Raw genomic sequence first — 13060 nt, forward strand, 5'->3', positions numbered from 1 at the left:
CCCGAAGGGTGCGTGTGCGGCGCGTGTAGCTTTGCCGTACAGCCGTGCCGTTGTCACCCCTGCGGCAGGCATTCGTCACCTTCGCGTGTACTGCCGTGCCGGTACCGCCCTACCGAATACAAAGGACGCCCCACCCATGCCGTACGTGCGCCACTGGTTGCGCAACTCGGTCCTGCTGTTCGCCGTCGCGATCGCGCTGGGCCTGGTAGCCGTGCACACCGATCTCATCCAGCCGCACGACCTGAAGCTGGACCGCGCGGTCCAGACCACCTTCCGCACCGAGTGGCTGAACGTGGTCATGGAGGGGGTCAGCGCTCTCGCGTCCCCGATCGCCGGCCTGCTGATCCTGGCGGTCTGGTGCGGCTGGCTGCTGTTCGTGCGGCGCCGGCCGGTGACGGCGGTCTCCACCTTCCTCGTCGTCGCGGTCGGCTGGAACAGCACCCAGATCGCGAAGGCCATCGTCGCCCGGCCCCGGCCGCCGCGGGAGTTCATGCTGGACCCCGAGATCGGCTCCAACAGCTTCCCCAGCGGCCACACCGCCTTCACGGTCGCCGCGTTCATCGCCGCGTACTTCCTCTTCCGGGAGTCCCGCCACCGGCGGACCGTGGCCGTCGTCGGCGTCTTCGCCGTACTGCTCATCGCGTTCTCCCGCTGGTACGTCGGCGCCCACTACCCGACCGACACCTTCGGCTCGGTCCTGATCGCCTCGTCCGCGATCATCTTCGTCACCGGCGTCTGGCACGCCTGGCTGCTGCCGCGGCTCTACCGCATCCCGCTGCTGGAGCGCTTCGGCCTGGACGAGGAGCTCGCCGAGCTGGAGGCCGCGGAGCAGCACGGCGGCCACCACGGTCACACCCGCCCCGTGCCGCCCGGCCGCCGCCGCGGCGGCGGAGGGGGCACGCCCACGGGGGGACGCCACCGCCGGCACGCCTCCCGCTGACGGCCGCGGCACCGACCGCGGCACCGACCGCGGCACCGACCGCCGTACCGACAGGGACCTCGCAGGGCTGAAGCCCCGCGTGGTCCCTGTTCTCCTTCGCCTTCCGAATTTCTGGAACAGGTTCTACGGTGTGCGCCGTCAGCGCGGCATACGGCGAGCACCCCTGGAGGGGCCGTGGACCTCGAATACACCCCGGAACAGCGGCGCTTCCGCGCCGAGCTGCGGGACTACTTCGCCGGGCTGGTCGCAGGCCGCGCCCACGCCCGCCACGACGACCCGGCCGAGCAGAAGCGCTTCTACCGCGCCACGATCCGCCGCCTCGGCGCGGACGGCCGTCTCGGGGTGGGCTGGCCCGCCGAGTACGGGGGCAGCGGCCGGACCCCGATGGAACAGTTCATCTTCTTCGACGAGGCCGCACAGGCGGGCGTGCCGCTGCCCCTGATGGCGCTCAACACCGTCGGCCCCACCCTCATGCAGTTCGGCACGGACGAGCAGAAGGCGTACTTCCTGCCCCGGATCCTCTCCGGCGAGCTCGACTTCGCCATCGGCTACAGCGAGCCCGGCGCCGGCACCGACCTCGCCTCCCTCACGACGCGGGCCGTGCGCGACGGTGACTCCTACGTCGTCAACGGCCAGAAGATCTGGACCACCAACGGCGACACCGCCGACTGGATCTGGCTGGCCGTCCGCACCACCCCCGTCACCGACGGCACACCGCCGCACAAGGGCATCACCCTCCTCCTCGTGCCGACCAGCGCCCCCGGCTACTCCTGCACCACCATCAACACCCTCGCCTCCCACAGCACCACCGCCGGCTACTACGAGAACGTCCGCGTCCCCGTCCGCAACCGCGTCGGCGAGGAGAACGAGGGCTGGCGGCTGATCACCACTCAGCTCAACCACGAGCGCGTCACCCTCGCCGCCCACGGCACCACGGCCGCCGGCGCCCTGCGCGACGTACGGCGCTGGGCCGCCGCCACCAAGCTCGCCGACGGCCGCCGCGTCATCGACCTCGGCTGGGTCCGCGCCCGGCTCGCCCGCACCCACCTGCGCCTGGAGGCCATGAAGCTGCTCAACTGGCAGATGGTCGACGCCCTGCAGCGCTCGGCGCTCACCCCGCAGGACGCCTCCGCCGTCAAGGTCTACGGCTCCGAGACCCGCCGCGACGCGTACGCCTGGCTCATGGAGGTCCTCGCCGCGGCGGGCCCCCTCAAGGAGGGCTCCGCCGGCGCCGCCCTCCACGGCGAACTCGAACGCGGCTACCGCGCCGCCGTCGTCTTCACCTTCGGCGGCGGCAACAACGAGATCCAGCGGGAGATCATCTCCTGGATCGGCCTGGGGATGCCGCGCGTGCGCCGCTAACCTGACGACGACAGGAGGTGCCCCATGCCGCACGCCGACCCCGGGCTCTTCGGGCCCGCATCGGTCACCTGGCAGCTGCACGGCGACCCCATGATGTGGATCGCAGGGGTGCGCGCCCTGTGGCTCCAGGCGCTGCACCCGCGCGCGGTCCGCGGCGTCACGCAGAACTCCGACTTCCGCAAGGACGCCCGGGGCCGCCTGCTGCGCACCGCGAACTTCGTGGGCACCACCACGTACGGCACCACCGAGGCCGCCGAGCGCGCGGGAGCGGCCGTCCGCGGCATCCACCGCCGGCTGTCCGCCACCGACCCGGACACCGGCGAGCGCTATCCCGTGGACGACCCCGCCCTGCTCCTGTGGGTGCACTGCGCCGAGGTCGACTCCTACCTCCACGTCGTCCGCCGCTCGGGCATCGCGCTCAGCGACGCCCAGGCCGACGCCTACTACGCCGAACACCGGCAGTCCGCCCGCCTCGTGGGACTCGACCCCGCCGACGTGCCCGACACGGCCGCGCGGATGGCCGCCTACTTCGAGAAGGTGCGGCCCGAGCTCGCCCTCACCCCGGAGGCCCGCGGAGTCGACGCCTTCCTGCGGCGCCCGCCCGTCCCCCTTCCGGTGGTCCCGGTGCGGGAGCTGCTCTGGGGGCGGGTGGCCTCCCTCGCGTACGCCGCGCTGCCTCCCCACGCCCACGAGCTGTACGGGCGGCAGGCCCCGCCCCCGCACGTCGTCACCCGCCGCCTGCGCGCCGCCGGCGCCGTGCTGCGCACGGTCCCCGCAGGCCTCCGCTGGCAGCTGCCGCCCAAGCACATCCTCCGCGCCGTCGCCAGACTCGGTCCCGGTAGCCGTCCCTCCTCCTACAACCTGCACAGACGTGCCGCCATACTGGACGGGCCGGGGGAAGCGCGGGGCATCGACGGGGGCGGCGGCGCGGGATGGCGGAATCCAGGCTGATCCAAGGGCGGTACCGCCTGCTCGAACGCATCGGGCGGGGCGGGATGGGCGAGGTGTGGCGGGCGCTCGACGAGTCGCTCGGCCGGCAGGTCGCCGTCAAGTGCCTCAAGCCCATGGGGCCCCGGCACGAGCCGTCGTACCTGCGGGTGCTGCGCGAGCGCTTCCGCCGCGAGGCGCGCGTCGCGGCCGCGCTGCAGCACCGCGGCATCACCGTCATCCACGACTTCGGCGAGTCCGAGGGCGTGCTGTACCTGGTCATGGAGCTCCTCGACGGCCGCAACCTCAGCGAGCTCCTGGAGGACACCGGCGGCCTGCCGCTCACCCTGCCCGACATCCTGGAGATCGCGGAGCAGGTCGCCGCCTCCCTCGCCTACACCCACCGCCAGGGCGTCGTGCACCGGGACCTCAAACCGGCCAACATCATGCGACTGGCCGACGGCACGGTGAAGATCTGCGACTTCGGCATCGCCCGGCTGGGCGATTCCCTCTCCTACTCGTCCTCCTTCTCCTCCCGCCTCACCGGCACCGGCATCGCCATGGGCACCCCGCACTACATGTCGCCCGAGCAGATCGGCGGCGCCCCGGTCGACCACCGCAGCGACCTGTACTCCCTGGGGTGCGTGCTGTACGAGATCGCCACCGGCGCCCCGCCGTTCGACATGGACGACGCCTGGGCCGTGCTCGTCGGCCACCGGGACACCGCGCCCGTGCCGCCGCGCACCCACCGCCCCGACCTGCCGGAGGCCTTCGAGCGGATCGTCCTCGACCTGCTCGCCAAGGACCCCGACGACCGCCCTCCCGACGCCGCCGACCTCCACGGCCGCCTGCTCGTCCTGGAGCCGCCGGACCGCCTCGCCCGCCTGGCGACCGTGCCCCGGACGCCGCCCGAACGCCGCCCGCGCCCCGTGCGGTCGGCCGTGCGGCTGCCCGAGCCGCGGCTGCCCGGCTGGGCCAGGAACATGACCACGGGCTCCAAGGCCACCGGCCCCGGCCCGCGGACGGCACCGCCGCCGGACCCGGCGGCGGCGCTCACCGATGCCTGGACGGCGGGTCCGGCGGGTCCGGCGGAGCCGGTGGGGCCTGCGGTGGGGCTGCCGGGGCCCGCCCGGCGCACCGGGCCCGGGCCGGCCGTGCCCGCAGGAGGCCCGCCCGCCGTCGCGGAGGCGTTCGCCGCGCCCGCGCCGGAGGCCCTCGCCCCGCTCGTCGCCCGCCATCAGGAGGGGCTGCGCCTGGGCCGGCTGGGCCGCTGGGAGGAGGCCGGCCGCGCGCACGCCGCCGTCGCCGCCGACCGCGAGCGCCTCCAGGGCCCCGACCACCCCGACACCCTCACCAGCCGCTACGAGGCCGCCTTCGCCCTCAGCATGCAGGGGCGGCCCGGCGAGGCGCTGCGCGAGTACGCCCGCGCCGCGTCCGGGCGCGAGCGCGTCCTGGGGGCCGACCACCCCGCGACGCTCGCCGCGCGCCAGGAGACGGCGTACGTCCTCGGGCAGCTCGGCCGGCACTTCGAGGCCCACGACGTGTACGCCGCCGTGCTCGCCGCGCGCGAGCGGACCGTGGGCCCCGACCACCCCGACACCCTGCGCTGCCGCCACAACCTGGCCTTCAACCTGGGCCGCCTGGGCCGGCTGGAGGAGTCGTACCGCATGGCGTGCGAGGTCGCGGTCACCCGCTCGCGGGTCCTGGGCCCCGCCCATCCGGACACGCTCGTCAGCCGCTACGAGGTCGGCTACGCCCTCGGCCAGCTGAGCCGCTGGACCGAGGCGCTGCAGACCTACCGCGAAGTGGCCGTCGCACGGCAGCGGGTGCTCGGCGCCGGTCACCCCGACACGCTCGCCGCCCGCTACGAGACCGGCATCTGCCTGGGCCGCCTCCAGCGCAGCGCGGAGGCCCTGGGGCTGTTCCGCGAACTGGTCGACGAGCGCACCCGGGCCCAGGGGCCCGAGGACCCCGACACCCTGCGCGCCCGGCACTGCCTCGGCGTCAACCTCGGCCGCCTCGGCCGCTGGGAGGAGGCCCTGGCCGAGTCCCGCGACGTCGGCGCGGTCCGCGAGCGCGTGCTGGGCGCCGACCACCCCGAGACGCTGGTGAGCCGGCGCGAGATCGCCGTCGGGCTCGGCTGGCTGGGCCGCTGGACCGAGGCCCTCGCCGTCTACCGCGAGGTCGCACAGGCCCGGCAGCGGGTCCTCGGGGCGGACCACCCGGACGCCCTGACCAGCCGCAACGACGAGGCGCACTGCCTCGAACAGCTCGGCCGCTCCACCGAGGCGGTGGAGCTCTACCGCCAGGTCGCGGCGGTCCGGCAGGTCCGGCAGACGCGGGGCCGGCCGCTGCACCGGTAGCCGGCCCCTCCCTCGTGCCCGACGGCCCATCTTGTCTGACGATGCGTCAGAAAACCTCTTCCCTCGCCCGGCCTCCTGCGGCATCCTGCCGCCCATGCAGACCGAGCTGAGCCAGCGGCTGGGCATCGAGCACGCCGTCTTCGGCTTCACGCCCTTCCCCGCGGTCGCCGCGGCGATCTCCCGGGCCGGAGGGCTCGGCGTCCTCGGCGCCGTCCGCTACACCGACCCCGGAGCGCTCGCCCGGGACCTCGACTGGATGGAAGCGCACACCGGCGGGAGGCCGTACGGGCTCGACGTCGTCATGCCCGCCGGACGGGCCGAGGGGGTCACCGAGGCCGACGTCGAAGCGATGATCCCGGACGGGCACCGCCACTTCGTCCGGGAGCTCCTCGCCCGGCACGGCGTCCCCGAACTCGCCGCCGGGGACCGGCGGGGCTGGCGCATCACCGGCTGGCTGGAGGACGTCGCCCGCGCCCAGCTCGACGCCGCCTTCGACCATCCGATCGCCCTGCTCGCCAACGCCCTCGGACCGCCGCCCGCCGACGTCGTGCAGCGCGCCCACGCCCACGGCACCCTCGTCGCCGCGCTCGCCGGCAGCGCCCGGCACGCCGCCCGGCACGCCGACGCCGGCATCGACGTCGTCGTCGCCCAGGGCTACGAGGCCGGCGGCCACACCGGCGAGATCGCCACCATGGTCCTCACCCCGGAGATCGTCCGCGCTGTCGGCCCGCTGCCCGTCCTGGCCGCCGGAGGCATCGGCTCCGGCGAGCAGATCGCCGCCGGGTTCGCCCTCGGCGCGCAGGGCGTGTGGATCGGCTCCCTCTGGCTCACCACCGAGGAGGCCGACCTGGGTTCGCAGGCCCTGACCGCCAAGCTCCTCGCCGCCGGCTCCGGCGACACCGTGCGCTCCCGCGCCCTTTCCGGAAAGCCCGCCCGCCAGCTGCGCACGGCCTGGACCGAGGCCTGGGACGACCCGTCCGGCCCCGGCCCCCTCCCCATGCCCCTGCAGGGCCTCCTCGTCGCCGAGGCCCTGACCCGCATCCAGAAGTACGAGGCGGCGCCGCTGCTGGGCACCCCGGTCGGCCAGATCGTGGGCAGCATGAACAGCCGCCGCGCCGTACAGGCCGTCTTCGACGACCTGACGAGAGGCTTCGACCGGGCCGTCGCGCGGCTGGGCCGCATCGCGGCGGGGGCGGGTGCCCCTGCGGGGGCGGGTGCCTCTGCAGGGCCGTGCGCCCCTGCGGGGCGGGCAGGACCGGCCGTGGACGGGCCGGAGCCGTCTACGAACGCGCCGCACCCGTCCACGACCGGCGCCCGCAGGGCGCCTTCGGCACCCGGTGCAGGGCCGGGCACCGGCGATTCCGGGCCGGGCCGGGGAGCGAGGCCGGTCACGGACGGGCCGGAGCCGCCCATGACCGGCGCTCGCGGGGCATCTCGGGTGCCCGGCACAGGCACAGGAGCCGGTGCTGGTGCCGGTGTCGGCGATTCCGGGCCGGGCTGCGGAACGGGACCGGCCGGGGACGGCCCGGAGCCGTCCACTGTCCGGCACCGCGCAACGACCCCCGCCGCAGGCGTCGCGCACAGCTCCGAACGAGCCGGGACGGGCCCGGCTGTGCCCGGTGGTCGGCCTGCCCGCCGGGGTGACGCGGACCGGAACGGGGCCGCGCCGGAGTGACCGCCCCCAGGCACGCCCGCTTCGCCGTCCATCCGTCGTCCGAAGGAGGCCCCATGCCACCCCAACCGCCCAACGGGTTCTGGGCGCAGGCCGCCGCCGATCCCGACCGCGTCGTCCTCGTCGACCCGGCCGGCGGTACCTGGACCGCCGGACGCCTGCACGGCGCCGCCAACCGCCTCGTCCACGGGCTGCGCGCCGCGGGGCTCCGTACCGGCGACGCCTTCGCCGTCGTCCTGCCCAACGGCGCCGAGCTCCTCACCGCCCACCTCGCCGCCACCCAGGCCGGTCTCTACCTGGTGCCGGTCAACCACCACCTGGTCGGGCCGGAGATCGCCTGGATCGTCGCGGACAGCGGGGCGAAGGTCCTCATCGCCCACGAGCGGTTCGCCGCCACGGCCACGGCGGCCGCCGACGAGGCCGCGCTGCCCGCCGCACGGCGCCACGCCGTCGGGGACATCGCCGGCTTCCGCCCGTACTCCGCCCTCCTCGACCACCGCCCGGACACCCCGCCCGCCGACCGCACCCTCGGCTGGGTCATGAACTACACCTCCGGCACGACCGGGCGGCCGCGCGGCATCCGCCGCCCGCTCACCGGCAAGCCGCCCGAGGAGGGCCACCTCGGCGGGTTCCTGGGCATCTTCGGCATCAGACCGTTCGACGGCAACACCCACCTGGTGTGCTCGCCGCTCTACCACACGGCCGTCCTGCAGTTCGCGGCCGCGTCCCTGCACATCGGCCACCGGCTGGTGGTGATGGACAAGTGGACGCCCGAGGAGATGCTGCGCCTGATCGAGACGCACCGGTGCACGCACACGCACATGGTCCCCACCCAGTTCCAGCGGCTGCTCGCGCTGCCGGAGCACGTCCGGGACCGCTACGACGTCTCGTCGATGCGCCACGCCGTGCACGGCGCCGCGCCCTGCCCCGAGCACGTCAAGCGGGCGATGATCGACTGGTGGGGCGGCTGCATCGAGGAGTACTACGCGGCCAGCGAGGGCGGCGGCGCCTTCGCCACCGCCGAGGACTGGCTGAAGAAGCCCGGCACCGTCGGCAAGGCGTGGCCCATCAGCGAGCTCGCCGTCTTCGACGACGACGGCAACCGCCTTCCGGCCGGCCGTCTCGGCACGGTCTACATGAAGATGACCACGGGCGGCTTCACGTACCACAAGGACGCCGGCAAGACCCGCGACAGCCGCATCGGCGACTTCTTCACCGTCGGCGACCTCGGCTGCCTCGACGAGGACGGCTACCTCTTCCTGCGTGACCGCAAGATCGACATGATCATCTCGGGGGGCGTCAACATCTACCCCGCGGAGATCGAGTCCGCGCTGCTCGCCCACCCGGCCGTCGCCGACGCCGCCGTCTTCGGAGTGCCGCACGACGACTGGGGCGAGGAGGTGCGCGCGGTCGTCGAACCGGCAGAGGGGTACGCGCCGGGCGCCCCGCTGGCGGCGGACATCCTCGCGCACTGCGCCGGGACGCTGGCGGGCTACAAGCGGCCCAGGTCCGTCGAGTTCATCGCCGTCATGCCCCGCGACCCCAACGGCAAGCTCTACAAGCGCCGCCTGCGGGATCCCTACTGGAAGGGCCGGGGTCGCTCGGTGTGAGCGGCGCCCGGCCCCGGTCCGCAGGGGCGGGCCGTCAGCGTTCGCCCACGCGCACCACCCGCAGCTGTGGCGAGGACAGGATGTCCTTCTCGCAGAAGCGGGCCGTGACCATGCGGCCGGCCGAGAACAGCCGGGTCTGGTCCGCGTAGTGCGGTGAGGTGGGGTCGGAGGACTGCCCGTACGTCAGCAGGGTGCGGGCCGCCGGGCAGGGGCCGCCGTCGAAGCCGACGGCCTGGATGTAGCTGGAGCCGTGCCGCACCTCGGAGTAGCCGCCGCGGGCGGAGTCCCACGGCGCCGACTCGATCATGTTCCAGATGCCCAGCGAATCGGCGCCGCCCGCGACGGGGATGCGCTTGCCGTTGCGCTCGACGAACTGGTGCTCGCCCAGGGGCGCGTCCAGGGCGATGCCCGCCCCGCGCAGCTCGGCGACCGCGTCGGCGAGGGCCCGGCCGACCGCCGGGGACGCCGTGTTCAGCGTGTTCGGCGTCGTCACGGGGGAGGCGGGGGAGAAGGGCACGCGCCACAGCTCGGCCTGCGGAGCGGAGCGCACGAGCCTGCGCCAGAAGCGGTCGAAGAGGACCGCGCCCTTGCTGTCCGTACGCACCGTCCGGTCCCAGCGGGCCAGCACTCCGCAGGCCGCGGGGACGTCGACGGGCTTGCCGTCGCTGCCCGTCGCCCGGCCGTCCGGCAGCGCGGCGCAGGCCTTCGCCGCGTCGGCCGCGGCCAGGTCGCCCGCGGGGGCACGGTTCGCGAACTGCTGCCGCTCCAGGTCCGCCACGGTCAGCCCGCCGCGCTTCGCCATGGCGGAGACGTCCTCGATCGCGCCGCGCGTGCGCAGCGAGCGTGCGGTGGAGACGTCGCCGAAGATCCTCGGGTAGCCGGTGAGCGGGCGGTCCGCATTGGCCAGCCAGGGGCTGTCGTTGGAGTTCTCGGCGTACGGGGCGTCGACCAGAGCCGGCATCGCGGAGGGGCCGAAGATGCCCGGCTGGACGGCGTCGGCGTCGCGCCCCAGCGCGCAGTCGCCGCGGGAGCCGTCCAGGACGGCCAGGCCCGCGGCCGGGAACGTCTGCCGGCCGAGGGCGGTGGAGCAGCGCCCGGCGAGCTCGTCGGTGACCCGGGGCAGGACCTGCGCCTGGGTGTAGAGGCTGTGGCCCCCGGAGTCCGCGGCGATCGTGTTCACCCACGGCAGGCCCTGCGTGCGGCGCAGGGCGTCCTGGACGCCGCGCACGCTGCGGGACTTGGCCAGGGCGAGCGAGGCGTCGGTGAAGCGCAGGCTCTCGGCGTTGGGGTCGGTCAGGGCGTAGGCCTTGCCGTCGGCCCAGGGCAGGGGGAGGTCGTCGATCGAGGTGACCACCGGCCCGTAGCGGGTCCACCACTGGCTGCGGGTGACCCGTGAGGTGCTGCCGTCCTTGCCGCGGACCGGCACGGTGACCGTGCGCTCGGTCATCCGCTCGGGCTTGCCGTCCACGAGGTAGGCGTGGGCGTCACCGGGGACGGTCTTCAGCTCGTACAGGTTGGTCGGCACGCCGGTGGCCACCGTGTGGCTCCAGGCGATCCGTTCGTTGAAGCCGATCTCCACGACGGGCATGCCGAGCAGCGAGCCGCCGGAGACGTTGAGCTCGCCGGGAATGGTCTGCTGCGACTGCCAGAAGCGGCGGCCGCCCTGCCACGGGTAGTGGGGGTTGCCGAGCAGCAGGCCGCGCCCGTTCGCGGCGGTGGAGCCCGCGAAGGCGACCGCGTTCGAGCCCATGCCGGTGCTCTTCCGCTGCTCGTCCAGGAGCTTCCGGGCCGCTTCGGCGGGATCCGCCGCAGCCTTGGCCGTACGGGGCGCCGCGCCCGGCTGTGCGGCTCCTGCGATGCCGTCGGCCGCCATGCCCTGGCCACCGAGGACGGTGATGGCGTGGCCGCGCCGGGCCACGTCCAGGGTCGTCACCGGGGTGACCCAGCCGGCGCCGCGGCAGGCCGGGTCGGTGATGCGGTTCTGTGCCAGCCAGGCGTTGTAGCCCGCGGCCCAGCCGCGCATCAGCTCCTTGGCCTGCCGGGTGGGTCCGGCCGGGGCGGGCGAGTCGAGGATCCTGTCGACGGTCTTCGCTTCGTTCAGACCGCGGAAGAACAGGTCGCTGGAGAGGTTGGTGGTGGCGGAGGACAGCGATCCGTCGGGCTTCGCGTCGGGGCCGAAGCGGGCCGAGCGCTCGCCGCGCAGGGTGACGAACCCGTCGGCGAGGATGCACACCTGGTCCGCGGCCTGGGCCCAGCCGGTGCCGAAGCCCAGGTTCGCGTAGTCCTTCGCGACGATGTGCGGGACGCCGTACTCGGTGTAGCGGACGACGGCCGACAGGCCGCCGCCCTTGGCCTGCTCGCCGCCGGCGGGCGCGTCGGCGGCCGCGGCCTCGCCCGGCAGCACGGCGGCGCAGCTCAGCACCGCCAGGCCGAGGCCGGCCAGGGCTCTCATGCGATGACGTAAGGGCAACGTGGCTCCCATAGGTACGGAGGGACGAGAAGTCGCCTGCGGGGGATAGGACGCCCGCGCAGGGCGGGGAGTTGACCCCGGACGCGGCGCGCCCGTCGCCCGTTCCCGCCTTCGCACCCGCATCCGCCCGCTCGCCGTCGTGCCCCCTTGACCGCGGTGCGCGCGGGACCCAGGATCCGGGCATGACGGGAGTCCGGGACAGCACGGTGGACGGCATGCTGCGGCGCACGGCCCGGCGCGTGCCGCAGCGGACGGCGCTGCGGTACGGGGAGCGCGTCTGGACGTACCGCGAGCTGGACGAGGCCGTGACGGGCGCCGCCGAGGCCCTGCGCGACGGCGGGCTGCGCGACGGCGACCGCGTCGCCGCCTACGGCCACAACTCCGACGCCTACCTGATCGGTTTCCTGGCCTGCGCCCGCGCAGGTCTGGTGCACGTCCCCGTCAACCACCACCTCACCGGTGACGAACTGGGCTACATCCTGGAGCAGTCGGGCAGCGCGCTGGTGCTCACGGACCCGCACCTGGCCCACCGGATGCCCGCTTCCGTCCCCGCCCTGCCGCTGCGCGACGCCACGGGCTCCCTGCTGGAGCGCTCGCAGCGGCACCGGCGCCCGGGCGTCGCGACCCTGACCGCCGGCGGCCCGGGCCAGGGCGATCTCGTGCAGCTGCTCTACACCTCCGGCACCACCGCGCAGCCCAAGGGCGCGATGATGACGCACGGCGCACTCGTGCACGCCTACCTGAGCGCGATCACCGCCCTGGACCTCAGGGAGACGGACCGGCCGCTGCACGCCCTCCCGCTCTACCACTCGGCGCAGATGCACGTGTTCCTGCTGCCCTTCCTGGCGGTGGGCGCGGAGAACACCCTCATCGACGCGCCGGACCCGTACCGCGTCCTCGAACTGGTGGAGGCGGGGCGGGCCGACAGCTTCTTCGCCCCGCCGACCGTGTGGATCGCACTCGCCGGCCACCCCGGTTTCGCCTCCCGGGACCTGTCGGCGCTGCGCAAGGCCTACTACGGCGCCTCCGTCATGCCCGTGCCGGTCCTGGAGCGCCTGCGCACGCGCCTGCCCCGCCTCGCGTTCTACAACTGCTTCGGGCAGAGCGAGATCGGGCCGCTGGCCACCGTGCTGCGGCCGGAGGAGCACGAGGGGAGGATGGACTCCTGCGGACGGCCGGTCCTGTTCGTCGAGGCGCGCGTCGTGGACGAAAGAGGCGCCGACGTGCCCGACGGCACGCCCGGCGAGGTCGTCTACCGCTCCCCGCAGCTGTGCCAGGGCTACTGGGGCAAGCCCGAGGAGACCGAGGAAGCCTTCCGGGACGGCTGGTTCCGCTCCGGCGACATGGCCGTCCGGGACGCCGAGGGCTACCTCACCGTCGTGGACCGGCTGAAGGACGTCATCAACTCCGGTGGCGTGCTGGTCGCCTCCCGCCAGGTCGAGGACGTGCTCTACGGTCATCCGGCCGTCTCCGAGGCCGCCGTCATCGGGCTCCCCGACCCCCGCTGGATCGAGGCGGTCACCGCCGTGGTCGTCGCGCGCGGCGACGTGGCCGAGGAGGAGCTGACGGCGTACGCCCGGGATCGGCTCGCCCCCTTCAAGGCGCCCAAGCGCGTCCTCTTCGTGGACGAGCTGCCGCGCAACGCCTCCGGCAAGGTGCTGAAGCGGGAGCTCCGGGAGCGGTTCGGCACCGTGCCGCCCGGTTGACCGGGACGGC

At 74.7% G+C, this 13060-nt stretch carries 7 protein-coding genes and 1 pseudogene; 7 read left to right on the top strand and 1 reads right to left on the bottom strand.

The genetic code is table 11. The features are described 5' to 3' along the window. Window positions 1-136: 136 nt before the first annotated feature. From AS857_RS02915 to AS857_RS02940, 6 genes and pseudogenes are all read left to right on the top strand, one after another. Window positions 137-940, top strand: coding sequence for a phosphatase PAP2 family protein (locus AS857_RS02915; protein WP_058041512.1), 804 nt, complete (start codon window positions 137-139; stop codon window positions 938-940). 174 nt (window positions 941-1114) lie between these two features. Further along, complete coding sequence (locus AS857_RS02920; protein ID WP_058041513.1) at window positions 1115-2302, top strand: acyl-CoA dehydrogenase family protein; 1188 nt, start codon at window positions 1115-1117, stop codon at window positions 2300-2302. Between the two features lie 24 nt (window positions 2303-2326). Further along, window positions 2327-3253 (top strand): oxygenase MpaB family protein, encoded by a 927-nt coding sequence (locus AS857_RS02925; RefSeq protein WP_058041514.1) that lies wholly within the window; start codon window positions 2327-2329, stop codon window positions 3251-3253. Then, a complete protein-coding gene (locus tag AS857_RS02930) occupies window positions 3235-5592 on the top strand; it encodes a serine/threonine-protein kinase (RefSeq protein ID WP_058041515.1) in 2358 nt (785 codons plus the stop codon). The genes AS857_RS02925 and AS857_RS02930 overlap by 19 nt, the downstream gene beginning before the upstream one ends. 94 nt (window positions 5593-5686) lie before the next feature. Further along, a pseudogene (locus AS857_RS02935) lies at window positions 5687-6781 on the top strand (NAD(P)H-dependent flavin oxidoreductase); the annotation flags it as partial. A gap of 539 nt (window positions 6782-7320) precedes the next feature. After that, a complete protein-coding gene (locus AS857_RS02940; protein ID WP_058041516.1) occupies window positions 7321-8874 on the top strand; it encodes an acyl-CoA synthetase in 1554 nt (517 codons plus the stop codon). A gap of 34 nt (window positions 8875-8908) precedes the next feature. Here the strand turns inward: AS857_RS02940 and AS857_RS02945 are convergent, their stop codons facing one another. After that, window positions 8909-11326, bottom strand: coding sequence for a penicillin acylase family protein (locus tag AS857_RS02945; RefSeq protein ID WP_245699559.1), 2418 nt, complete (start codon window positions 11324-11326; stop codon window positions 8909-8911). A 200-nt stretch (window positions 11327-11526) separates the two neighbouring features. Here AS857_RS02945 and AS857_RS02950 point away from each other — a divergent pair, with 200 nt between their 5' ends. Continuing rightward, window positions 11527-13050 (top strand): fatty acyl-CoA synthetase, encoded by a 1524-nt coding sequence (locus tag AS857_RS02950; RefSeq protein WP_058041518.1) that lies wholly within the window; start codon window positions 11527-11529, stop codon window positions 13048-13050. Window positions 13051-13060: the final 10 nt, after the last annotated feature.

Source organism: Streptomyces roseifaciens (assembly GCF_001445655.1).
Classification (GTDB): Bacteria; Actinomycetota; Actinomycetes; order Streptomycetales; family Streptomycetaceae; genus Streptomyces; species Streptomyces aureoversilis.